The organism is Pacificibacter marinus (assembly GCF_018860665.1).
Lineage (GTDB): Bacteria > Pseudomonadota > Alphaproteobacteria > Rhodobacterales > Rhodobacteraceae > Celeribacter > Celeribacter marinus_A.
Genome location: NZ_JAHKPK010000002.1, coordinates 58,169 through 81,053 on the forward strand (window position 1 = coordinate 58,169; position 22,885 = coordinate 81,053).

22 protein-coding genes are annotated in these 22,885 nt (G+C 53.3%); 9 read left to right on the forward strand and 13 right to left on the reverse strand.

The features are described 5' to 3' along the window. Positions 1–20 precede the first annotated feature (20 nt). The 6 genes from KO497_RS19055 to KO497_RS00455 all read right to left on the reverse strand — a co-directional run bounded on the left by KO497_RS19055 (position 21) and on the right by KO497_RS00455 (position 4,885). Entirely contained in the window at positions 21–1,325 is a 1,305-nt protein-coding gene (locus KO497_RS19055; RefSeq protein WP_252729440.1) for a MerR family transcriptional regulator, read from the reverse strand. Between the two features lie 14 nt (positions 1,326–1,339). Further along, positions 1,340–1,642, reverse strand: coding sequence for an integration host factor subunit alpha (ihfA, locus tag KO497_RS00435; protein ID WP_215942043.1), 303 nt, complete (start codon positions 1,640–1,642; stop codon positions 1,340–1,342). 115 nt (positions 1,643–1,757) lie between these two features. Beyond that, complete coding sequence (locus KO497_RS00440) at positions 1,758–2,732, reverse strand: beta-ketoacyl-ACP synthase III (RefSeq protein ID WP_215941997.1); 975 nt, start codon at positions 2,730–2,732, stop codon at positions 1,758–1,760. 25 nt (positions 2,733–2,757) lie between these two features. Beyond that, entirely contained in the window at positions 2,758–3,822 is a 1,065-nt protein-coding gene (plsX, locus tag KO497_RS00445; RefSeq protein ID WP_215942044.1) for a phosphate acyltransferase PlsX, read from the reverse strand. A gap of 82 nt (positions 3,823–3,904) precedes the next feature. Further along, a complete protein-coding gene (gene rpmF / locus KO497_RS00450; protein WP_215941998.1) occupies positions 3,905–4,111 on the reverse strand; it encodes a 50S ribosomal protein L32 in 207 nt (68 codons plus the stop codon). A gap of 189 nt (positions 4,112–4,300) precedes the next feature. After that, on the reverse strand, positions 4,301–4,885 hold the full coding sequence (locus KO497_RS00455; RefSeq protein ID WP_215941999.1) for a YceD family protein: 585 nt from the start codon (positions 4,883–4,885) through the stop codon (positions 4,301–4,303). 79 nt (positions 4,886–4,964) lie between these two features. On the opposite strand from KO497_RS00455, the gene KO497_RS00460 reads away from it, so the two are divergent. Beyond that, positions 4,965–5,450 carry an outer membrane protein assembly factor BamE gene (locus tag KO497_RS00460; RefSeq protein WP_252729442.1) on the forward strand — a complete coding sequence of 162 codons (486 nt, stop codon included), beginning with the start codon at positions 4,965–4,967 and terminating at the stop codon, positions 5,448–5,450. A gap of 77 nt (positions 5,451–5,527) precedes the next feature. On the opposite strand, the gene msrB is transcribed toward KO497_RS00460, so the two are convergent. Next, positions 5,528–5,947, reverse strand: a complete 420-nt coding sequence (gene msrB / locus KO497_RS00465; protein ID WP_215942000.1) for a peptide-methionine (R)-S-oxide reductase MsrB — start codon at positions 5,945–5,947, stop codon at positions 5,528–5,530. Between the two features lie 176 nt (positions 5,948–6,123). Between msrB and KO497_RS00470 the strand changes: the two genes are divergently transcribed. The 7 genes from KO497_RS00470 to KO497_RS00500 all read left to right on the forward strand — a co-directional run bounded on the left by KO497_RS00470 (position 6,124) and on the right by KO497_RS00500 (position 13,298). Beyond that, positions 6,124–6,876 carry a GNAT family N-acetyltransferase gene (locus tag KO497_RS00470; RefSeq protein ID WP_215942001.1) on the forward strand — a complete coding sequence of 251 codons (753 nt, stop codon included), beginning with the start codon at positions 6,124–6,126 and terminating at the stop codon, positions 6,874–6,876. Between the two features lie 114 nt (positions 6,877–6,990). After that, positions 6,991–8,814, forward strand: a complete 1,824-nt coding sequence (locus tag KO497_RS00475; protein ID WP_215942002.1) for an ABC-F family ATP-binding cassette domain-containing protein — start codon at positions 6,991–6,993, stop codon at positions 8,812–8,814. Positions 8,815–9,050: 236 nt separating this feature from the next. Then, on the forward strand, positions 9,051–9,641 hold the full coding sequence (locus KO497_RS00480) for an outer membrane protein (RefSeq protein WP_215942003.1): 591 nt from the start codon (positions 9,051–9,053) through the stop codon (positions 9,639–9,641). 202 nt (positions 9,642–9,843) lie between these two features. Next, positions 9,844–10,272 carry a DUF1499 domain-containing protein gene (locus KO497_RS00485; protein ID WP_252729443.1) on the forward strand — a complete coding sequence of 143 codons (429 nt, stop codon included), beginning with the start codon at positions 9,844–9,846 and terminating at the stop codon, positions 10,270–10,272. 72 nt (positions 10,273–10,344) lie between these two features. Then, on the forward strand, positions 10,345–11,394 hold the full coding sequence (prfA, locus tag KO497_RS00490) for a peptide chain release factor 1 (protein ID WP_215942004.1): 1,050 nt from the start codon (positions 10,345–10,347) through the stop codon (positions 11,392–11,394). An 11-nt stretch (positions 11,395–11,405) separates the two neighbouring features. Continuing rightward, positions 11,406–12,251, forward strand: coding sequence for a peptide chain release factor N(5)-glutamine methyltransferase (gene prmC / locus KO497_RS00495; protein ID WP_215942005.1), 846 nt, complete (start codon positions 11,406–11,408; stop codon positions 12,249–12,251). 288 nt (positions 12,252–12,539) lie between these two features. Further along, positions 12,540–13,298 (forward strand): DUF4167 domain-containing protein, encoded by a 759-nt coding sequence (locus KO497_RS00500; RefSeq protein WP_215942006.1) that lies wholly within the window; start codon positions 12,540–12,542, stop codon positions 13,296–13,298. Positions 13,299–13,568: 270 nt separating this feature from the next. On the opposite strand, the gene rsmA is transcribed toward KO497_RS00500, so the two are convergent. The 6 genes from rsmA to KO497_RS00530 form a co-directional block, all read right to left on the reverse strand. After that, positions 13,569–14,411 (reverse strand): 16S rRNA (adenine(1518)-N(6)/adenine(1519)-N(6))-dimethyltransferase RsmA, encoded by an 843-nt coding sequence (gene rsmA / locus KO497_RS00505; RefSeq protein WP_215942007.1) that lies wholly within the window; start codon positions 14,409–14,411, stop codon positions 13,569–13,571. Continuing rightward, positions 14,408–15,397, reverse strand: a complete 990-nt coding sequence (pdxA, locus tag KO497_RS00510) for a 4-hydroxythreonine-4-phosphate dehydrogenase PdxA (protein ID WP_215942008.1) — start codon at positions 15,395–15,397, stop codon at positions 14,408–14,410. Before pdxA ends, rsmA begins: the two co-directional genes overlap by 4 nt. Beyond that, positions 15,394–16,641, reverse strand: coding sequence for a peptidylprolyl isomerase (locus KO497_RS00515; RefSeq protein ID WP_215942009.1), 1,248 nt, complete (start codon positions 16,639–16,641; stop codon positions 15,394–15,396). Before KO497_RS00515 ends, pdxA begins: the two co-directional genes overlap by 4 nt. Positions 16,642–16,736: 95 nt before the next feature. Next, the gene (locus KO497_RS00520; RefSeq protein WP_215942010.1) at positions 16,737–18,950 is read right to left on the reverse strand and encodes an LPS-assembly protein LptD; all 2,214 of its coding nucleotides are present in this window, start codon (positions 18,948–18,950) and stop codon (positions 16,737–16,739) included. Beyond that, on the reverse strand, positions 18,947–20,044 hold the full coding sequence (lptG, locus tag KO497_RS00525) for an LPS export ABC transporter permease LptG (protein ID WP_215942011.1): 1,098 nt from the start codon (positions 20,042–20,044) through the stop codon (positions 18,947–18,949). The genes KO497_RS00520 and lptG overlap by 4 nt, the downstream gene beginning before the upstream one ends. Continuing rightward, a complete protein-coding gene (locus tag KO497_RS00530; protein ID WP_215942012.1) occupies positions 20,041–21,414 on the reverse strand; it encodes an LptF/LptG family permease in 1,374 nt (457 codons plus the stop codon). Before KO497_RS00530 ends, lptG begins: the two co-directional genes overlap by 4 nt. On the opposite strand from KO497_RS00530, the gene KO497_RS00535 reads away from it, so the two are divergent. Further along, a complete protein-coding gene (locus tag KO497_RS00535) occupies positions 21,413–22,885 on the forward strand; it encodes a leucyl aminopeptidase (protein WP_215942013.1) in 1,473 nt (490 codons plus the stop codon). The two genes, KO497_RS00530 and KO497_RS00535, sit on opposite strands and share 2 nt — an antisense overlap.

The following is a 22,885-nucleotide window of genomic DNA, read 5'->3' on the forward strand; positions in this document are numbered from 1 at the left end:
TTGAATTTTTCCGCAAAGGTCTATCCGGCTTGCGAAAGTTTGATTTTGAGCGCCATCGCGCGGTCAAAAATAGCTTGAACATGCTTTGTATCGGCCTGTCTCAGTGCGTCTTTGTTGAGACGCCCAAGTACGCCATCCGCCACGTCAAGTCCCAAGGCGTCATCCTCTAAATCGTCAGGAACCATTTCCATCGCAACAGATTGGATGTGGTCTTGCGGCGCATCTGTATCACTCAAGGACGTGTCTGTATCCGTGATCACCGCGTCACTGCTGGTAGGCTCAGCAGGTTCAATAGGCGCGACATCTTCGAAATTTTGAACAATCGTTTCTGCGGGATTTATCTCAAGATCAGTGGCCGCTGGGGCATCGGCAAAAGTGTCTGATGACAGATCATTTTCATCGGCATCACGGGCCGTATTTGCATAATCATTGGGTAATTCCGGCGGTTGTGCGGGCAGGGCCTCTCCCTCAGGGGCCGAATCGATCATCGGTTCGGGCACAATCTCGTCATCTTCGAACGGGCTTTCGACCTGTGCGCTGTGATCTTGCGCAGGTTCTAGGTTATCCTCATCCACCTCAGATTGGACGACTGGGTTGGCAGCTTTTTCATCAGCACCGTCTTCACCATCATTCGTGTCTGGGGCTGTGTCAGGGTTTGACAAGGCCTCTTGCAATGCCGTTTCGAAGGCTGCGTCGTCGACAAGCGGGGCCGGAGTTGGCGTTTCAACCGCATCAGGCTCTGCGTCAAATCCGAAATCAAAGGTGACCTGTGCAGGGGCAGCAGTGGGCACATCTTGCGCGGTCTCATCGTCAAGCGCGGGGCGTTCTGTTTCCTTCGGTGCAGCTTCAACAGGGGCTTCAACCGGTGCGGCAGGAGAGGACGCATTGGGGGCCGACTGCGCAGGAACATTCGGTCTGGAAAAAGGAATAATTCTTTCTTCTGGCGTCTCTGGCACCTGATCAAATGCGCCGGTTGGCACGTTTTCGGCCATTGGAGCTGCGGGCACAGGGCCTACAGATTCGCTCAGCGGCGTAACAGGATCAACACCATCGATTTGAGGAGACATCGACGCAACATAACGCACACCATGTTCGCGCAGCAGCTTTTGAACGCCGCGAATGGTCATACCATCGTCATGAAGAAGCTTTTTAATGCCACCGAGAAGAACCATGTCAGATGGGCGGTAATACCGACGTCCACCTGCGCGCTTGACGGGTTTGACTTGTGAAAAGCGGCTTTCCCAAAAACGCAAAACATGCGCGGGTGTACCGAGCCAATCGGCAACTTCGCTGATCGTACGAAAAGCGTCGGGCGATTTATTCATTTAACAACAGTGCCTTAGCTTTTGTTGCCGTCTGCGACACGGTCTTTCATGAGATGGGATGGGCGAAAGGTCATCACGCGACGCGCTGGAATGGGCGCTTCATCACCGGTTTTTGGATTGCGGCCAACGCGGGCAGATTTGGACCGGACCGAAAAGGTGCCAAAGGATGAAATTTTGACTGTTTCGCCTTTTACGAGGGCGTCTGACATATGCTGCAATACGCTTTCAACAAGCTGTGCAGATTCATTGCGGCTGAGGCCCACTTCGCGAAAAACGGATTCGCTTAGGTCCATACGTGTCAAAGTCTTGCTCATAATTGTCCCCCAAGGTTGATTTGAAATAACAGTGGCAGGTCGCAAAGCATCCGTCAATATCAATGACTTGGGCAGCACCGTTCAGGTGCAAAATAGCGCATTGCGTGATGGGCGGTTCTCACCAGCGTAGAACGACAGCGCCCCAAGCAAGTCCGCCACCGATGGCTTCTGCGACGCAGATGTCACCTTGCTTGATTTGACCGCGCGCTTTTCCGACTGACATAGCCAAAGGAATGGACGCCGCAGAGGTATTGCCATGGTCTTGGACTGTGACAACGATTTTATCCATGGACAGGCCCAGCTTTTTGGCGGTGCCTTCGATGATGCGAATATTGGCTTGGTGCGGCACAACCCAATCGATGTCGGCGGCTGTGATACCGGCTTTATCCATCGCCGTTTCAGCGGTAGAGGCGAGTTTCGAGACCGCTTGGCGGAATAAAGCATTGCCTTGCATCCGCAATTTACCTGACTCGCCCGTGGTGGACACGCCGCCATCGACGTAAAGCATGTCGCGATAATTGCCGTCAGAATTCAAATCGACAGAGAGAATGCCACGATCCTCGGAGGTGCCAGTGCCCTCTTGCGCCTCAAGCACCAGCGCGCCAGCACCATCGCCGAACAAGACGCAGGTGGACCGATCTGTCCAATCCATGATGCGGCTAAAGGTTTCCGCCCCGATCACTAAAATGCGTTTGGCTTGACCTGATACGATTTGCGCGTTGGCGTTGGACAGGGCGTAGACGAACCCAGCGCAAACAGCCTGCACATCAAAGGCAAAGCCTTTGGTCATGCCCAACTCTTTTTGGATCATAGTGCCCACAGACGGAAAGGTGAGGTCCGGGGTCGAAGTGGCGACGATGATCGTATCGATGTCATCCGCCCCTAAACCTGCATCTTTGAGGGCTGCGCGGGCCGCATGGGCGCCCAATTGTGACGTGGTTTCGCCCTCGGCGGCAAAGTGACGACGCTCGATGCCTGATCGGGTGCGAATCCATTCATCTGAGGTGTCTAGGGTTGCCTCAAATTCAGAATTTGGCACCACACGCTCGGGAAGATAATGGCCTACACCTTTGATAACTGCCCGAACGGTCATAGCGTCTGCTCACATTTGTTATTTGTTATTGGTCAGTTTGCGCTGCGGCTGCGGCGGATGCAACCCGCGCTGCCAAACGGTCAGAAAAGCCAGAGGCTGCCAATTCATAAGCCAGTTTAATCGCGGCTGAGACGCCCGTGGCATCTGCAGATCCATGAGATTTCACGACAGTTCCGCGCAGTCCTAAGAAAACGCCACCGTTCACACGACGCGGGTCGATTCGTTTTTGCAGACGACGTAGAGAGGTCAAAGCGAGCAGGGCGGCAATACGCGACAAGGGCGTTGCCTTGAACGCTTCTTTGAGGAAATCGCCGACAAGTTTCGCGGTGCCTTCGCCGGTTTTCAAAGCGATATTGCCAGTGAATCCATCGGTGACAATGACGTCAACGCGGTCGCCCGGAATATCGCCACCTTCAACGAAGCCCTCGTATTGGAACCCGCCAATGCCTGCCGCTTTCAAGATCAACTCTTGCGCGTCTTTAATTTCTGCGCGGCCTTTGTGGTCTTCTGTGCCGACGTTCAGCAGGCCGATCCGTGGGTTTTCCAACCCAAGACCGTTGCGTGCATAAGAGGCGCCCATCATCGCGTATTGTAACAGATCGCGCGCATCAGCGCGGATGTCTGCGCCGACATCCAGCATCACGTTGAACCCTTGTGGGTTGCGTGACGGCCAAAGACAGGCAATCGCAGGTCGGTTGACGCCCTCGATCTTGCGCAGACGGATCATTGATGTCGCCATCAATGCGCCTGTGTTGCCACAAGAGACGATAGCCTGTGCTTCGCCATTTTTGACGGCATCAATGGCCGAACGCATAGATGTATCGGCGCGGCGCATGGCTTGCGATGGTTTTTCATCCATAGAAACAACACCTTGCGCGTCACGTATTTCGACGCGACCCTCCAAGCGTTTGTGTTTTTTGACGAGCTTTCTCAGCACCGCCGCGTCACCATGAATGATGAAGTTCACGCTGTCATTTTTAGATGCAGAACGCGAAATACCGGCAACAATGGCTGCCGGTCCACGATCTCCGCCCATGGCGTCGATAGATAAAGTGACCTGAGTGCCAGCTAGAGCGCCCAGACGCCCCATGACCTTATCCGCATCTTCGGGCGTTGCCGAAGGGGCCTCGGTGGGGTTCTGTGCACTCATGCTGATACTCTATTGGTCGCGCTTATGCTGCGTCTTCATCGTAATCGATGTCGTCTGCTTGCGCGACAACTTCACGATCAGCGTAGTGACCACATGCGCCACAAACGTGGTGTGGGCGTTTCAGCTCGCCACAGTTTGGGCATTCTGCAGGGTTGCCAGCAACCAATGCATCGTGTGAACGACGTTGGCCGCCGCGTGAACGTGTAATCTTACTCTTTGGGACTGCCATTGGCACAACCTCGAATTTATGGGGGCAAGCGCCCCGAACTGTGGGGCGTCGCCCCTGAATTTATCGGCAATTCGGCATCATTTTGCGTGACGCAAAAAGGTCGAACCCCAACATGCAATTGAGGCCGGGAACATACTGAGAAATGCGTATGTTGCAAGGCCTTTGTTTGCAGCGAATTGATGGCCCGTCTTAGTCGCCTTTTTCCAGCTTGTCACGTAGGCTTTTCAATGAAGCGAAAGGTTTTGTGTCCTCATCTGTCATTGCATCACTGCCTTCTTGTGTAAATTGGGTCTCTGACAGCTCTGCATCCGGTGCGCGAGGGTAATCAGGCAAAGCCAAGGCCAAAGCTTCAGAGGCGACATCTCGCAATGTGAGCGATGCGGGAATCGGCTCGACGGTGTCATCTTCGGGCACTTCGATCTCAGATTCGTTTTCTGCCGTGGCCAAGGCAGGATCATTAAAGTCGGCGGTATAAAGCCGCTCTACAAAAACATCGATGCGCGTGGTCACAGGTTCGAGTGTGGCAACGCAGGCCTGCGATGCGGTCGCACCGAGTTTGGCTTTGAGGTGCCAATCGCGTTTGGACGCAGGGATGAAACTGCCTTCAAATCGCAGTTTTTTAAGACCAAGCAGACCAAGGTCTTCGCGCAAGGCCTTTAATTGCGCCGCGTCTGGCACCAAGGTGAAGCTGTGCTCACGTGTGTTGGACAGATCGGAGAGGCGAATAGACGCGCCCCAAGTGTTTAGGCTGATTTTCGTACCATCTTTAGACATGGATGCGTTCTCCTTGATCGTCGCGCGGTGGTCGTATAAGCCGATTAAAAGGCAAGACGGCACAACGCAAGAGGGGCTTATGCTCAAAATGACCAAGATCGACCGGACGACATCATGGATTGGCCGCATGGCAAGGGGCGCTTTGATGCTGGTGGGGGTTTGCGCATTGAGTGCCTGTGTCGCGCAATTTCGCCACCATGGCTATATACCATCTGATGATACATTGGCCGAAATCGTTGTGGGACGCGACACAAAAGAGACCGTGCGCGAAGTGGTTGGTACGCCGCAAGCCGAGGGCTTATTGGAGGATTCGGGGTGGTACTACGTGCGCTCCGAGTTTCAGCATCTCGGCGCGTTTGAGCCAAAAGAAATCGATCGCCAAGTTTTGGCCATCTCGTTCAATGACCGCGGCGTTGTGACAAATGTGGAACGTTTTGGCTTGGAAAATGGACGCGTGATTGCTTTGTCGCGTCGCGTGACGACCTCGAATGTGCAGGGCACAACGTTCTTGAGTCAGCTGTTCAGCAATTTGGGTCGTGTGACCGCAGATCAACTGATTCAATAATAGGTTTCAGCGTTTTGATATAAAAGCGGCGGCCCGAATAGGCCGCCGTTTTTTCGTTTTAGCAGTGATGTTGCCGTTCAATCATCTTGGCTTGCGTTGCCACTGGGTTCAAAGAGCAACGCCACGCCATTGATACAGTAGCGCCGTCCCGTAGGTTTTGGGCCATCTGGAAACACATGACCCAAATGCGCACCGCAATCGTCGCAATGCACCTCTGTGCGGATCATCCCGTGGCTGGTGTCATGCGTTTCGCCCACAGGCGCGTCGTCTTTTGCCGCATAAAAGGCAGGCCAGCCGCAGTGGCTTTCATATTTGGTGTCTTGGGTGAAAAGTTCAGCGCCACAACATACACAATGAAATGTGCCAGGTTCTTTTGGAAATCCGGGGTGCGAGTAGGGGCGCTCTGTGCCCTGTTCGCGGGTGACACGATAGGCGTCGGGGTCCAAAACCTGTTTCCATTCGGCGTCAGATTTGTTGACCTTTGGTGTGTCGGGCATGAGGCCTCCTAAAATTAAGTATGTGCGTTGTGTGAAATGTAGTATTTTTTGCCGAAACAACCAGCGCATAGAGATCTCACGCGGCGTCAAACTTTTGTCATACCTTGTAGGCTACTCTTAAGACACCCATAGTTAAATCATGCCGCGACTTGCGGATCATACAAAAAGGCCGACCCATGTTGAATTTGCGCAAATCACGGTACACTGTTCGCATCGCCAATGACCGCGAAGACATCGCAGCCGCCCAGCGCTTGCGGTACATGGCTTTCGTGTCCGAGGCGGGCGCGCAGCTGCGCGAAGATGGATTGGACGCGGATGATTTTGACGCGTTGTGCCACCATGTTTTGATTGAAGACCGCAAATCTGGCCAGCTTGTCTGCTGTTTCCGGTTCTTGGACCTCAAAGACGGTGGCGATATCGGCAAAAGCTATTCCGCGCAGTATTATGGCTTGGACAGGCTTGCCACCTACAAAGGCCGTATGGTCGAGATGGGGCGTTTTTGCGTGCATCCTGAATGGCGCGATGCCGATATTTTGCGCGTCGCTTGGGGGGCTATGACCACTTATGTCGATGATAATGCCGTGGATATGCTGTTTGGCTGTTCGTCTTTTCATGGCACCGATTGGGCTGTGCATGCTGACGCTTTGGCGATGCTCAAACACCGTCATTTGGGGCCAAAAGGCTTGTTACCCCATGTGAAAGCGCCCAATGTGTTTAAATTTGCCGCACGTCTACGCCGCAAACCCAATGCGAAACGTGCCGCCTTGGCGATGCCGCCACTGTTAAAAACCTATCTGATGATGGGCGGCTGGGTGTCTGATCATGCTGTCGTGGACCGCGAGCTTGGCACCATGCATGTGTTCACTGGCGTGGAAATCAGTGCTATTCCGCCTGCGCGCAAAAAGCTGCTGCGCGCTGTTGCTGGGTGATACCGAGTGTTTTCGCTACGGCGAACAGATGCCGTTGTTTAAAGTGGCAGGCTAAAACGGGTTCGCCGCGCAATCCCAGTTGACCTTTGTCAGCAAGCGCAGTAGCGGATTGCCATGGCTAGAGCACCCTTACTTCAACTTTCCGGTATTTCCCTGACATTCGGCGGCGATCCGGTATTCGACAATCTTGATCTTGTGGTTCAACAAGGCGACCGTGTCGCTTTAGTGGGGCGCAATGGATCGGGGAAATCCACCTTGATGAAAGTCATGGCCGGACTGATGGAGGCCGACCGCGGCACCCGTGTCCTTGGTCCTGGCACCACGGTGGGCTACATGGAGCAAGAGCCTAAGATGGAAGGCTTCACCACTTTGGGTGAATTCGCCGCATCCCAGCTTGATCCGATGGAAAGCTACAAGGTTGACATGGTCGCCGAAGGGTTGAAATTCAATCCAGAAGGCTTGATCGCCACCGCATCTGGCGGGGAACGTCGTCGCGCAGCTTTGGCTAAATTGCTGGCAGAAGCACCTGAATTGATGTTGCTGGACGAGCCGACCAACCACTTGGACGTGCAAGCCATCGCTTGGCTTGAAGAAGAATTGAAAACCACCCGCACGGCTTACGTGATCATTTCGCACGATAGGGCGTTTTTGAACCGTTTGACCAAGGCCACACTTTGGGTCGATCGTGGTCAAGTGCGCCGCCAAGAAGAGGGCTTTGAGGCCTTTGAAGCATGGCGTGATAAGTTGTGGGAAGAAGAAGACGAACAGCGCCACAAGTTGAACCGCAAGATCAAAGCCGAGGCCCGTTGGGCTGTTGAAGGCATCTCAGCGCGGCGCACACGTAACCAAGGTCGCGTGCGCGCTTTGCAAGATTTGCGGGCTGAAAAATCATCGCAGATTAATCGCCAAGGCACCGCTGCTATGGATTTAGAAGTGTCCGAAGTGTCGGGCAAGCGCGTGGTCGAGGCCATTGGCGTGTCCAAAGCCTTTGGCGACAAGCAGATCCTCAGCAATTTTGATATCAAAATTGGTCGCGGGGATCGTATCGCCTTTGTCGGGCCGAACGGTGTGGGCAAAACCACTTTGTTGAAGATGCTCACAGGTGAAATTGAAGCCGATTCCGGCGAGATCAAACTGGGCACCAAGCTGGATGTGGCGATTTTCGACCAAACCCGCAGCAATATCCGCGAGGACCTGACCCTGTGGGAAGCCTTGCTGTCTGAGAAAAATCTCACCGTCTCTGGTCGTGCCGATCAGATCATGGTGCGGGGGCATCCAAAACATGTCGTCGGCTACCTCAAAGAATTCCTGTTTTCCGATTCCCAAGCCCGCGCGCCCGTATCAGCCCTGTCTGGCGGCGAAAAAGCGCGGTTGCTTTTGGCGAAAATTATGGCGAAGCCGTCCAACCTATTGGTGCTTGATGAGCCGACCAATGATTTGGACATCGAAACACTGGATTTGCTGCAAGAACTTTTGACAGAGTTTTCTGGCACTGTTTTGTTGGTCTCGCACGATCGTGATTTCATCGACCGTGTCGCCACGCAAACCATCGCCATGGAAGGTGACGGGCGGGCGACTGTTTATCCTGGTGGCTGGTCAGATTACCAACGCCAGCGCAAAGCCACAGCGCAACAAACGGCCACAACGGTCAATATGAAGTCCAAGCAAAAGGGATCCGCGAAAGCTGCCGAGCCAGCTCCTGCGCCCAAATCCAAGCTGTCGTTCACCGAAAAACACCGTTTGGAAGCTTTGCCCGCTGAGATCGAACGCATCGAAGCGGAAATCGCTAAACTGGGCGTTCTGATGGCTGATCCTAAGTTGTTCTCTGAACATCCGGCCAAATTCGCCAAGGCCACCGAAATGCTGGCAGAACGCCAAACGGCCCTTGAGGCGGCTGAAGCAGAATGGATCGATTTGGAAGAGCGCAACGCAGGCTAAAAACCGCTTGCGATGCGCTAAAAATGGCCGATAAATTGCTCTAAAACCGCTCGAATGTGCAGCCACTATGCAGTCACTGTGCAGAGATCGTCAGATCAAATTATTCTCACGTGACTGTGAACGATCCGCCTCTAGTCAATTGAAAAATAAAGTCTATCTCTCCGGCATAGACGCACAGAGCAAGACGCTTTGTGCCGACACTAAGGCCTCACTTAAGAGGCATACAGGAGATAACTATGAACCGTTTCGCATTTGCATTGGCATCCGCATCCACCCTCGCTTTGGCAACCCCTGCGCTCGCAGGCAGCTATGACGCTGCGCCTGTAGAAGCGCCCGTCGCTGTCGTTCCCGTTCAACAAGTCGCTAGCGCGGATTGGACTGGCTTTTACGGCGGTCTGTCCGCTGGCTATGGTTGGGGCGACGATGTTGCCGATGACGCTGACGACGCAACATACGGCCTGTTCGGCGGCTACAACTATGACCTCGGTAACTGGGTTTTGGGCGGCGAACTTGAATACGCAAAAACAGATTTGGACAACGGTACAGCTGCAATCGATGACATGACACGTTTGAAATTGCGTGCGGGTTATGACCTTGGCAAAGTTGTTGTCTACGGCATCGTCGGCGCAAACTATGCCAACGCGACCATCGGCGGAACAGATTATTCCGACACAGGCGTAAGCTACGGTCTGGGTGCGGATTACGCTTTGTCTGACGCAGTTGTTGCTGGTTTTGAAGTTTTGCAAAACGACTTCAACGAATTTGACGACAGTGGTTCTGATTTGTCAGCGACAACCGTGGGTGCCAAAGTTGCTTACCGCTTCTAAAGCAGTTTTGGGATAAATATCTTACCCTGCAACACACATGGCCCTCGATCCTTTTTGGATCGGGGGTTTTGCATTTTTACGTTGATCGACATTTTAAGTCTCGCCAAATCAAATGCAGAACTTCATGTGTGGTGAAACGATTTTGCGTGGCGATCATCATCGCGCGTCAATCTGCGCCCCTTGGCGCTGTGAGGACTTCGAAATGAAAATTGTAATCTATTCTCTTATTATCGCTTTTCTCGTTGCTTTGGCCTTTGTGCGATTGTCGCCTATGGTTGCGGATCGGTGGCATGTCGATCCATTTGAAATTGATCCTCCAAAGGCAGGCGGCGTGTTGCAGCGTTTTTCATCTCAAATGGGCGTGATCGCGACTTTGGAGGCGTATAAAGCTGTGGCTTTGGCGACACCGCGCACGGTTGTTTTGGCTGGCTCACCCTCTGAGGGGCGTATGTCGTTTGTCACACGCACAGCACTGTGGGGGTTCCCTGATGTCACGACGATTGCTGTGCGAGAGACCTCAGAAGGTGTTGATGTCGCAATTTTTGCAAGGCTGCGCTTTGGCAAAAGTGATCTGGGTGTCAATGGAAAACGAGTGGCTGCGTGGCGCGCTGCGGTTGAAAACACGCAGTGATCTGCACGTATTTTATCGACTGATGGCCTTGGCCCCTTGACCCTGTGGCCGTGAGCGGGCAACACCTTTCCCATGATACCAGAAGAACGCCTACATCAAATCACCCAGCGCTTTGAGTTTATCGAAGCATCCATGTCGACCGGAGAAGGCGATATCGTGGCTTTGGGCCGCGAATATGCCGAGCTGCGCCCCGTTGTGGATCAAGTCCGCGCCTATATTCAGGTCGCGCAAGATATTGAAGATGCGACAGCCATGTTGGATGACCCTGACATGAAAGAGCTCGCGGAATTGGAATTGCCCGATCTGAAGGCGCAATTGCCTGTCATCGAAGAGGCGTTGCAAATCGCGCTTTTGCCCAAAGATGCCGCCGACAATGGCTCGGCCATCTTGGAAATTCGCCCCGGCACCGGTGGCGATGAAGCGGGGCTTTTCGCAGGTGACCTGTTGCGCATGTATCAACGCTATGCGGAAAATATGAAATGGAAATTCGACATCATCGAGCTGTCTGAGGGTGAGCTGGGCGGTGTTAAATCTGTCACCGCCAACGTGGTTGGCGATGGTGTTTTTGCGCGGATGAAATTCGAATCTGGCGTGCACCGTGTGCAACGTGTGCCTGAAACCGAAAGTGGCGGACGTGTGCACACTTCTGCGGCCACTGTCGCGGTTTTGCCCGAAGCCAAAGATGTTGATATCGACATTCAACCGAATGACATTCGCATCGATACCATGCGGGCCTCAGGGGCAGGCGGTCAGCACGTGAACACCACAGATTCCGCTGTGCGGATCACCCACTTGCCCACGGGCATCATTGTTGTATCGGCTGAGAAATCCCAGCACCGCAACCGCGAGATCGCGATGAATGTACTCAAAGCCCGTTTGTATGACATGGAGCGGCAAAAAATTCATGACGAACGCTCAGCGGATCGCAAATCTCAGGTTGGTTCCGGTGATCGTTCGGAACGCATTCGCACCTATAATTTCCCGCAAGGCCGTTTGTCTGACCATCGGATCAATCTGACGCTTTATAAATTGGATGCGGTTATGGGCGGCGATTTGGACGAAATCATTGATGCCTTGATTTCCGATCATCAAGCCACGCTTTTGGCTGAGATGGGTCAATAGGCCTCGTGCAGGTGGCAGTGCAACAGGCGCTTGTTTTGGCTGCGCGGCGTATGACTGAGGCGGGTATCGATGGGGCTGCGCGCGATGCGCGTGTCCTGATGGCGCATGTTTTGCAGATCGACGCCAGCCGGATCACTTTGGTTGCGCCTGATATGTTGAACATTGATGCTAAGACGGCATTTGACGCCTGCATCACACGTCGCATTGCACGTGAACCTGTCAGTCACATTTTGGGACGCCGCAGTTTCTATGGCCGTGATTTCACAGTCACGCCCGATGTACTTGATCCGCGACCTGAGACTGAAATTTTGATTGCCGAGGCCTTATCGCAGCCGTTTTCGTCTGTATTAGACATGGGGGTTGGCTCTGGCGCTATTGTGCTGAGTTTGTTGGCAGAGCAGCCCTTGGCCAAAGGGCAGGGCAGCGATCTATCCGAAAAGGCGCTTGCTGTCGCGCAAGACAATGCCGACCAATTGGGGCTAAGCAATCGCGTGAGCTTCACCCAATCCGACTGGTTTGAACCTATCACCGGCCTGTTCGATCTGATTGTCTCTAACCCGCCTTATATCGCGCTGGATGAAATGCCTGATCTGTCACCTGAACTGTCGTTTGAGCCCCGTATGGCCCTGACCGACGAGGCGGACGGCTTACAAGCTTATCGCATTATCACCGCAGGCGCTCTGGCGCATTTGCGGCCGCGTGGGCGGATATTGCTTGAAATTGGCCCGACCCAAGGAGCCGCTGTCGCCGATATGCTTTTGGTGCAAGGGTTTAAAGCGGTGCGGATCGTGCCTGATCTTGATGGTCGTGATCGCGTTGTTTGTGCTGTGGCCCCTCAATCAAATTCGACACAATAAGGAAAACATTAGGATTTCACCGCTACTTTGGGGTTTATTGGCCCCATTGTCCTTTAAATAGGGCCATTTCACACAAAACGACTTGTAAAAAAATACCAATCATGTTTACTCACACATGCGCAGGATGGGATTGGTTCCCACTCGCAGTCACCCAAAACTCTGCCGGTGCTCATCTTGGATCCTTTGGACCCAATGCAGCTTAAGCAGCGTTACGGGCCAGTTTATAGGCCAAATTTTAGGCAAGCCGGGCCAAAGATCCGGCGCAAATAGGCGCGAAAGTCAAAACATATGAGATCTTCGAAAAATCGTTCGCGGTCAAAGCCGAACAATCGCAACAACAACCGCTCTGCGACCAATATCGTCAACCGGACTTATGACAGTTCGGGGCCAGAGGGAAAAGTGCGCGGCACCCCGCAACAGATCATCGAAAAATACAATCAACTGGCGCGCGATGCACAGTTGAGCAATGACCGCGTTGCCGCTGAAAACTTTCAGCAGCACGCAGAGCATTACACCCGTTTGCTTGGGGCCGCTCAAAAAGAGATTGAGGCGCAGCGCGAGCAACAAGAACGTGAACAACAAGAGCGTCGTGACCGCCAAGAGGCCGAACGCCTTGAACGCGCAGCGCGTGCAGAACGCAACGGTGAACGTACCGACCGCAGTGAACGCTCTGATCAAAATGAACGTGCCGAACAGGGGGATCGCCCTGAGCGTTCCGAACGCCCTGCGCGCCGTCCACGCAACGATAACAATGACACGAACGCGACAGAGACCCCTCGCGCTGCTGCTATTCCTGGTGAAGGCGATCAGCCTGATATTTCGGCACCAGCAACGGTCGCTGTTGTCGAGGCTCCAGCAGACGACACAGACACTGGTCTTGTGGCAACACCTGAAGAAGCTCCAAAGCCGAAACGCGCACGCGCACCACGTAAACCGCGCGCCCCACGTGCGCCAAAAGCGGATGCCGCTGCCGAGCCTAAGGTTGAAAAACAGGCCAAAGATAAAGCTGAAGAAGCGCCAAAGCCCACTGGAGAAGCCGCTGAATAAGCGACCGGTCTTTGTCTAAGTTATAAAAGCCCGCCATATTTGGCGGGCTTTTTTATGCGATGTTTGAACTGAGGGCAGATTGCTTCACGGTTATTGTTTTTCTTTACAGATGACAGCCATCGGCACCATCGCTGAGGGATGCAGACTTTACGTGGTGAATTAGGGCACGACCTCGGGTTGGCCTTATTCGGATTTAATTTTTCAATCGACGCACCGAAAATCGCAGCGCCGATGACAATTGGCACTGGATCGAACTCGTGGTGAATTGCCTTAAGATTTGGCGATTTCGCGTGCCAAAGCGCACCAGCCTTCCAGCGGCACCTGTTCGGCTCGATCGGTGGGCTTGATGCCGGCAGCGTTCAAGTGGTCCTCGATCTCAGGTTTGACGCCTTTCAAAGAGGCGCGCAGCATTTTGCGACGCTGATTAAATCCTGCGGCGACAATACGCTCAAGCACTTTGGCATCCGCTTCAAAACGCGGTTTTTCCAACGCTTCAAAATGCACCACCGCAGAATGAATTTTGGGGGGTGGGGTAAAGGCCTCTGGTGGCAGTTCCATAACCAAGCGCGGATTGGTGCGCCATTGACTTAAGATTGCTAGACGCCCGTAGGTTTTATTGCCTGGTTTTGCAACAATGCGGTTGGCGACTTCGCGTTGAAACATCAATGTCAATGACGCCCAGTAGGGCGGCCATGCGGGCGGCGTCAACCAGCGCACCAACAATTCAGTGCCCACATTATAGGGCAGGTTCGACACAATGCGCACGGGCGCGGTGAGTTGCTCAAGCGGATTGATTTCTAAGGCGTCGGCATTGATCACTTCTAAACGCCCCGGATAGGCGGCAGAAATTTCGGCCAAAGGCCCCATGGCACGGCTGTCTTTTTCAACGGCCAAAACTTTACGTGCGCCTTCGGCCAGCAACCCGCGGGTCAAACCACCAGGGCCGGGGCCAACTTCAAGCACATCACATTTGGTCAGATCGCCGGCTTGGCGCGCGATCTTGGATGTGAGATTGAGATCGAGCAAAAAGTTTTGCCCCAAAGACTTTTTGGGTACCAAATTATGGGCTTGCAACACATCGCGCAGGGGCGGAAGCCCATCGAAACTTTTCATGATTTGGGTCCTTGAGCGCTGCGCGCAGCCATGTCCCACGCCATATCCAGCGCGGCAATGAGAGATGTGGGATTGGCGATGCCTTGGCCTGCGATGTCCATCGCCGTGCCGTGATCGGGCGAGGTCCGAATGAAAGGCAGGCCGAGTGTGACGTTCACGCCGCCGTCGAAATCGATGGTCTTGATCGGGATAAGCGCTTGGTCATGATAGGCGCAGATCGCCACATCATAACCCGCACGGGCGCGAGCGTGGAACATGGTGTCAGGGGGCATAGGGCCTTTCAGATCAAAGCCATCGCCACGCATCCGCGTGATCAGCGCTGTCATCCAATCGCGTTCCTCATGCCCCATCGCGCCACCTTCGCCAGCGTGAGGGTTTAGCCCAGCGATGGCGATACGGGGGGCTGTGATCCCCCAATGCCGCGCCAAATCATGAGCGGTAATGCGGATGGTGTCTTCTAGAACTTTGGGGGTGAACTGCGTCGGCACGTCTTTAAGCGCGATATGGATGGTCGCAGGCACGACACGTAATTCTGGGCAAGCCAACATCATGACGACATGATCTGTGTTGCCAAGGGCCGCCAGATATTCGGTGTGACCGGGATAAGGAAAACCAGCCCCGTCTTTTAGAATTTTTTTGTGAATAGGGGCTGTGCACATCGCGCTGGCTTGACCCGATTGCACCAGTTGTGCAGCGCGCGCAATCACATCGATCACCCCTTGGGCGTTGGAGAAATTGGCCTCTCCGGGCACGGCTGGCGCAGCAAAGGCATGGCAAAGAACCGGCAAAATGCCCTTGGGAATGTTAAACGTGTCTTGCGGCTGCGCAATTTCTGCGAAAGGCGTGCCCGCAGGCAGATGCCGAGGATCGCCGATCCAAAAGAAGGGCACGCGCCCTTGCATCAAATGCGCGGCTTTGATCGCAACTTCGGGGCCAACACCTGCGGGTTCACCACAGGTGAGGGCAATGGGGGGCACTTGGGTCATTTGCGAACGATGGTGGCATCTGCACGCAGCTCGGCCAAATGGCTTTCCGCCATGGCAGCAATGCGTGCACTTTGCAGGCCAGCTTTGACCGTTTCTCGATCCGCATTCTCTGATGTCTCAAAGGTGCGTTCGCAGAGCATCAAAAACACCAAGGTTTCGCCGTTGGACCGTGTCAGCGCGATCGAGCTTTCACCCGGATCGAGTTGCGCGAGTTCTTTGGCCACATCGCTGGGAATTTCATTCATTGGCAAACTGTCGACGTCTAAGACGCTTTCCGGCAATGATTTTGCAACACCATAAAGGTCGTCGCAGGTGTCAACGCGCGCGCGCAGTTTTGCCGCGGCTTCTAGGCCCGCCTCGGAACGCCCGCCTGCAATGTAATAGGCTGCGTATTCAATGCTTGCGACGCGTGGGGTGGGGGCGTCTATTTCGGACAGCCCGCGCAGTTGGAAAATACCGATGGCATTGCCCGTTGACAGGGGGGCAGTGACTTCTCCGGGTTTCAAAGTGGTCGCTGCTGCGCGCAGCGGCCCAGGCAAATTGCCAAGCGGCATGGGGGTCATGCGGCCAGATTTCTCTTTACCGCTCGGCGCAACAGAATATTCGCGTGCGGCGGCTGCAAAAGCCGCAATTGATGGGTTGGCCGCGATTTGTTTTGCCAAGCGTTCGGAAGCTGCACGTTCGTTGTCATCGCGTGCAGGTAGAAAAATTTCAGACATAGACACAAGCAGCCCACCTGACGGGCCATTGTTGCGCAACGCGCGATCGATGTCTGCTTCGCTTACATTGACGCGGGAAACAAAGCGCGCGCGTGCGTAGTCGCGCCACGCAACACCTGACGTTACAAAATCACGAAATGTCTGAGAAGATACGCCATTTTTGTTCAACAAAGTCAAAAACTGCTCTGGTGCAAAGCTGCCACGGGATGCAAAGTCGGTGATGGCTTGTGCGATAGCTTTGTCATCAGGATTAATATTGGCGCGTTTGGCAGCATCGACTTTCAATCGCTCGTCGATCAATGCATCAAGCGCCACCTTTTCTGTCACGCTGCCACCGAGAACACTCATCAACTGGACCCGTTGTTGCAACTCGTAAGCTGTCACGACGGAGTCATTGACCTGTGCCACTGGCGCGAACAGGTTTTGCGCAACGGCGGGCATGACACTGCTACCAAATGGCATAGTACAAAGACATGCCACGTGAACGATTCCTGTGATCTTGGATCGAATGCTCTTCGGTTTCATACCCGCCCTCGCGTCTTGTAATTGGGTCATTTGGTCTTTCATAAGCGGTTTGTGTCTGCGGGCCAAGCGGCCAATTGATGTGCGTATGTCATACGCTAAAATCCGCAGGTTCCTTGTGAGGATGTACTTTGATTTCCAAAGGCGCCAAAACCTACGGAAAATGAGTAACTGATCGTGGGATCTGTAGAATCTGAGTCTGTATAGCTGCGCGATACGCCTAATTTCACACGAGCACATTCATTGAGATATTCAAACGCTATGCCCGATGAGGAGGTTTGTTCAGCCTCAAAATCATATCGAAAATCTGCGGTTGCTGTCCAATTGTCATTCAGCTTGATTGTGCTGTCCAAGCCCACTTCGGACAAATCCGTGTCGCGATCTTCATCTGCATCTGCTTGGACAAATGAATGAACAAGACCCAAAGAATAGCGTTTGCGCAAAAGATCCAGTCGTGTTTCCCATTTGTTGACGGACAGATCATTGTCCAAAAGGGCACGGCTGCTCAGGTAAAGTTTATTGTCCAGTTGAGCATAGGCATCGATCAACAGATCGGACGTTATGCCAGATAGTCCTGACACCACTGTGTAGTCTGAGTCATTTTCGCGGGCGATGACGCGTCCGACTGTGGCACCGTAGGACAAGTCTTTACCTTGATGCGAAAATTTGACCCCGACAGCACCGCGCGCGCCAATGCCGCGCCGATCGCTGCCAGAAAATTGAGACAAGGCCAGCAAGTTTCCAGAATCAAATTCGGACAGAACACTGTCTGAGTTTGGGACATCACCGCCATAGCTTTGCGACCAAGACAGTTGCACAATCGGCTCAATCATTTGATGTGCGCCGGTGCTGGTGGTCCGTTCCAAGGGATAGCTTAACCGCAAGAGAGCTGCGGGCGTTACGCGTCCGACTTGTGATTCATATTCGGAGTTTTGCCAAATGGAATAGGCATCGACAACACCTGATACTTGTCCGTCGACGCGAATACCGGGCCCCCAAATGGCACTGTTTTCCCAGCCGATTTCGGCACTCGTGCGTAAGACATCCATTCCATCTACATCAGTGTCAGATTCTCGGTAAAACGCGCTTGATGATAGTTCTACCCAAGCTGTTCCCCCCAATTTTTTAGGCGAAAAGAAATGTTTGTAAGACGCATCGCCGATTAAAAACGGCAGGGTGTCTTCGATAGCAACTTCGGACTCGCGCAGGGTGCGAATGTGAATCAATTGCGCGTCGAAGGCCGTGTCTGATCCATACCGTTCAAGCCAAATACGTGATGTCAGTCTGTCCCCATCGTATATGTCATAGTCCAACAAGTATGAGATATCTGATGTGGCGCGTAAATCGATGCCAAATTGTAAGTCATTGCCAACGTCCCATAAGCCATCTGCAAACAGATATCCGCGCAGCCCGTTGTCGGTCTCATCCGTGCTCAAAGCGCCGTTGATTTCGAGCGCGCCATTTTGGTAAGCCTGCCTGTAACGCAAATTCAATGAGCGCGCCTCGGTCGCTATAAAGGGCGAAACAGTCAGGTCTCGGTGTTCACCCAAGGTGATAAAATAGGGGATCTGAAGGCCCGTGCCGAGGGTAGAACTGTCATTCAGAACAGGGACCAAGAACCCTGTTGCTCGTTCCAAAGTGGGATCAGGCAAACGTAATCTGGGCAGAAAAAATACTGGAACATCCCACAAGCGAAGTTGGGCGTCGGTGAAATATATCTGTCGTGCTTCGCTGTCGTGGATCACTTCTGATGCACGAATTTGCCACAACGGCACCGAGGAGCCTTCGCAAATTTTACAAGTGGAACTCACCGTGCGCGCCAAGCGTGTGTAGCGCCCGTCGATGCGCTCCATGCTGGCGGCGGCCAATTGGAACTGTTGATCTATGACCAACCGTGCCGAGGTCAAAATACCGTTGCGCAAATCGGAACTGAGGTCGGCTGCAGAGGCCAATACAACCGTGTCACCGCCATTTTGCGACAGGTATATAGGGCCCTCAATGGACAAGGCGCCTGTGGCACGATCATAAGTAATGCGCCCAGCAGAGAGCCGCATATCACTGTAGAGGACTTCGACATTGCCTGTGGCAATCAATTGCGTGCCGGTGAAATTCACAGCGTCAGCCAAAAGTGCTGCGTTTTGCGTTGTGACATTCTGCGCCACTGGGCGTGTGGATGTTGCAGTTTGGGCCAAAGCTGAATTGGACATGGCAACAAAGCCAAAGCTGGTCAGGGCCAGTGCTGACAACCCGCATGTGACGGCATGGCGCAGCGTTTTTGTCGTTTTGGGGCAGTTGGCAAAGGTCACGGTCACCCATCCTCCAAATGTAGTAAAAGCGCCAAAGCGGCCAAAATCACGGCGATAGGCGGGGCCCAAGCCGCTAGCACAATCGGAATTTCGCCGTTCTCGCCTAAGATAGATGCGAAATTGCGCAGGAAGAAAAACGCGAACGCCAAAAGAAGTGCTGTCACCACAAGGCTTGCGGTATTGCCAAAACGCGTGTGTCGCATTGTGAAACCCGCGCCAATAAGCATCATCGCCACCAAAGTGAGTGGCAAGGCCAATTCAGATTGAAACCACATTTTATAAGAGCGCGCCGAAAAACCGGCCTTTTCCAAACGGTCAATAAAACTGGGAATTTCCCAAATAGGCACTGCGGATGGGGTGCTGAATGTATCGTGAATCTCATCAAGCGTTAAAGTCGTGGGCAAATCAAACTCATCCAAAGTTTCGGACAGCGCCTCTGGATTGCCGCCTACGTTTAAAGGCCAGCGTTTTGCGTTTTTAATTTTCCAAACGCCGGGCTCTAGACGTGCGCTGGCCGCTTCTAACCGAAACTCTGGCGCACCATCATTGGAAAAACCCAAAAAAGTGACGTCAAATAATGTCGATCCATCCAAGTTCGATTGACTGGCGCGCACAACGATTTGACCATTATCATTACCCTGTCGCAGCCATAATCCTTCGTCAGAGACAGAAAAGATTTGGCTATTTTCTTCAAGATATTCGCTTTTGAGGCGGTCAAACTCTCGTGAGGTTGCCGACACCAACGGGTTTAAAATCGCGACCACCAAAACGCCGACCAGAAAGGCCACAAGCAGTGGCGCCTTTAAGGCGCGCATCGCCGAACGCCCTGCCGCGCGCGTGACAACCAATTCCGACGAACGGGCCAGCCCTAAGAACAGCACCAAGGTCGAGATGACCATGACAATCGGAAAAATTTTGTACAGCGTATACGGAATGCGCAGCACCGATAGATAGAACAAAGTGCCAAGCGACAATTCAGCCGACCCGAAAATTCTGATCTGCTCAATCATTTCGATCATCAATGTGATCGTGCATAAAATGCCTGCAACGGTGGCCAAGGCCATCAACGTTTTGCGTGCGAAATACAGATGCAAAATCATTGCGTTGTCTCCGCGTTGGCTTTGGGTGATTTTTTGCGCCACATATTTGGATTGGCAGCATACCAGAGCAAGGCGCCTGTGATGAGCAAGCCCACCCCGAAAGCCATATAAAGCTGCGGCCAGTCATTCGGATCGCGGCGCGTGGCAGAAATCCCTGCGCTGTCGATCGATTTGACAAAAATTAACAAGGCAAAAGACAGAAAAATCTGCCGCCACAACCCGAAACGTGAAAATCCGCCGGCAATCAGACCGGCAAAACCTATGAGTGGGGCGACAATAGACAGTAGAGCTTTTGCGTTCCGGTCATGGATTGTTTTGCGCATCTCAATATGCTCGGCACCCGTCTCTAATAGGACTGCGCTTGTGGATGTCATCATTTCATAAGTTGAAATGGCGCGCAAAGGGCGTTGCGCCGTGGACGTGGTGTTCAAAAAATCGCCCATTCCGTAAGCAAAGCTTTTGAACGTGGTGACGGATAGCCTTTTATTGATGCTGTTATATTCATGAGATTCGCCATCAAACATCAATAGAACAGGCCCATCATCTTCTTTGACGATCAAAGCGCGCCGCGCCAAAAAGTTTCTGCGCACACCGTCCGTGCGGCTATCCGACAGGTAGATGTCGAACAATTCACCCGAGGGTGGAATTTCCCTGACATAGAATGTGACCCCCTCGATGGGGTGTACAAAAGACCCTTCGGTCAAAAGTTTTGCGGTGATGTCGCGCGAAATTTCTGCGGAGCGCAGCGACAATTCGCGCTGTGCCAATGGCGTAAGGGCATGCGTGAGACTTGCGACCATCAAGGTGACAAGAATTCCAAATATCAAAACAGGGCGCGCCAATCGCCAAGGACTGTAACCGGTTGCTTGGACAACAACCAATTCAGATTCCGAACTCATGCGATTGATCGCGAAAACTGCGGCAATGAACGCGGTGATGGGCAAAACATCTGAGATGAGTGCAGGCAAACCAAGGGTGGTGATTTTTAAAAAGGTCGTGATGGATTGCCCGTCACCCATAAGGCGATCGAGAAGTATGACAGCTTTGTTGACCCAAAACACCAAGACAAGGATCAAGGAAAACAGTCCAAACAACATCAAGAGTTGGTGGAGCAAGTATTTGTCGAATCTACCCAAAATTTTCCCCAAGGCGTCTTTAAGTGTTATGAGTTTATCTGCACAACGCGTGGTCCGAAACCCATAATGCGCGCTTAAATCCCACACACAAGCAAAGCACCGCGCACAAAGCCGCACTTGCCCCTCTGGCAATGCCTGCAAAGGATCGCTACCTATTGAAAAAAGGAACCGTTTGATCCGCATGTGACCAGACAAAAGATATTGATCCAATGATCCAAACAGGAGCACGCCCATGACAACCCCCGCAACATTACTGGTCACACAGCTTGATCTCGATGCAATCGCGACCTTTGACGGTCGTGTCGCTGTGATCGTGTCAAACGATGGCAAGCTGAACGCGCCGGCGCAGCGTTTGAACAAACTGACCAAAGGCGCGGTGAAACGCTTTATTGAAAGCGAAGCCTTTGGCGCACTCAGTGAGGGCAGCGCACAAGAGCTTGCCTTTCCTGTTGGGCTTAAGGCCGAATCCGTTTTGATCGTGAAGTTGCAGCGTACGGCGCACACGCAATTGGCGCGCAAGGCAGGGGCCGCGATCGGCGGCGCGTTGAATAAAAAGGATGTTTTGGTTTTATCTGGTTCCGTCAAACGCGCCTCTGATGTGGCGCTTGGGGCTTTGCTCAAAGCCTATGCTTTTACCGACCATAAATCAGAAGGACCCGCGGTCGATGTGCCAACAGTGACCTTCGCTGTGACCAAACCCGAAGAGATCGACGCAGAGGCCGTGACGGCTTTGGCAGAAGGTGTGTTTTTCACCCGCGATCTTGTGTCTGAGCCTGCGAATGTCTTGACGACAACAGAATTCGCCAATCGTCTCAAAGACTTGGAAGCACTTGGTGTTGACGTCGAAGTGCTAGAGGAAGCCGATTTGGAAGCCCTCGGCATGCGCACTTTGCTGGCTGTCGGGCAAGGCTCGCGCAGCCCGTCCAAGGTTGTGGTGATGCAATGGAAAGGCGGACAAGACGAATCTCCTTTGGCCTTGGTCGGCAAAGGCGTTGTCTTTGACACGGGTGGTATTTCGATCAAACCCGCGGGTGGCATGGAAGACATGACCATGGATATGGGCGGCGCTGGCGTTGTCTCTGGCGTGATGAAATCGCTGGCCCTGCGCAAAGCGCCGGCCAATGTGGTTGGTCTGGTCGGTATCGTTGAAAATATGCCTGACGGCAATGCGACACGTCCCGGCGATGTGATCAAGTCCATGAAAGGCGATACTGTCGAGATCATCAACACCGACGCCGAAGGGCGCATGGTTCTATGTGATGTTATGTGGTACACTCAAGAACGGTTTGCGCCCAGTGGCATGATCGATCTGGCGACTCTGACAGGGGCTATCATCGTTGGTCTTGGCCATGAAAACGCTGGTGTGTTTTCGAACAATGATGCGTTTTGCAATGCTTTTCTCAAGTCCGCCGCAACGGAATCCGAGGGCGCGTGGCGGATGCCTTTGGGCCAAGCCTATGATGATCAATTGAAATCTCACATCGCTGATATGAAAAACGTTGGCACGCGGGCAGGCGGGTCAATAACGGCTGCACAATATCTGCAGCGTTTTGTCAAAGAGGGCACGCCTTGGATTCACCTCGATATTGCTGGTGTGGCCTCGGTTAAGGCCCCCACCGATTTGGCCCCGAAAGGCGCGACTGGCTGGGGTGTTTTGGCGCTCAACCGCCTGATCGATGATCTGGCAGCCGCAGGCGAGGCTTAA

Coding starts and splice junctions, on each gene's coding strand:
- KO497_RS19055 (WP_252729440.1), bottom strand. CDS start 1,325: ATGAATAAATCGCCCGACGCTTTTCGTACGATCAGCGAAGTTGCCGAT.
- KO497_RS00440 (WP_215941997.1), bottom strand. CDS start 2,732: ATGACCGTTCGGGCAGTTATCAAAGGTGTAGGCCATTATCTTCCCGAG.
- plsX (WP_215942044.1), bottom strand. CDS start 3,822: ATGGGGCGTCTGGGCGCTCTAGCTGGCACTCAGGTCACTTTATCTATC.
- rpmF (WP_215941998.1), bottom strand. CDS start 4,111: ATGGCAGTCCCAAAGAGTAAGATTACACGTTCACGCGGCGGCCAACGT.
- KO497_RS00455 (WP_215941999.1), bottom strand. CDS start 4,885: ATGTCTAAAGATGGTACGAAAATCAGCCTAAACACTTGGGGCGCGTCT.
- KO497_RS00460 (WP_252729442.1), top strand. CDS start 4,965: ATGCTCAAAATGACCAAGATCGACCGGACGACATCATGGATTGGCCGC.
- msrB (WP_215942000.1), bottom strand. CDS start 5,947: ATGCCCGACACACCAAAGGTCAACAAATCTGACGCCGAATGGAAACAG.
- KO497_RS00470 (WP_215942001.1), top strand. CDS start 6,124: ATGTTGAATTTGCGCAAATCACGGTACACTGTTCGCATCGCCAATGAC.
- KO497_RS00475 (WP_215942002.1), top strand. CDS start 6,991: ATGGCTAGAGCACCCTTACTTCAACTTTCCGGTATTTCCCTGACATTC.
- KO497_RS00480 (WP_215942003.1), top strand. CDS start 9,051: ATGAACCGTTTCGCATTTGCATTGGCATCCGCATCCACCCTCGCTTTG.
- KO497_RS00485 (WP_252729443.1), top strand. CDS start 9,844: ATGAAAATTGTAATCTATTCTCTTATTATCGCTTTTCTCGTTGCTTTG.
- prfA (WP_215942004.1), top strand. CDS start 10,345: ATGATACCAGAAGAACGCCTACATCAAATCACCCAGCGCTTTGAGTTT.
- KO497_RS00500 (WP_215942006.1), top strand. CDS start 12,540: ATGAGATCTTCGAAAAATCGTTCGCGGTCAAAGCCGAACAATCGCAAC.
- rsmA (WP_215942007.1), bottom strand. CDS start 14,411: ATGAAAAGTTTCGATGGGCTTCCGCCCCTGCGCGATGTGTTGCAAGCC.
- pdxA (WP_215942008.1), bottom strand. CDS start 15,397: ATGACCCAAGTGCCCCCCATTGCCCTCACCTGTGGTGAACCCGCAGGT.
- KO497_RS00515 (WP_215942009.1), bottom strand. CDS start 16,641: ATGAAACCGAAGAGCATTCGATCCAAGATCACAGGAATCGTTCACGTG.
- lptG (WP_215942011.1), bottom strand. CDS start 20,044: ATGATTTTGCATCTGTATTTCGCACGCAAAACGTTGATGGCCTTGGCC.
- KO497_RS00535 (WP_215942013.1), top strand. CDS start 21,413: ATGACAACCCCCGCAACATTACTGGTCACACAGCTTGATCTCGATGCA.
- KO497_RS00530 (WP_215942012.1), bottom strand. CDS start 21,414: ATGGGCGTGCTCCTGTTTGGATCATTGGATCAATATCTTTTGTCTGGT.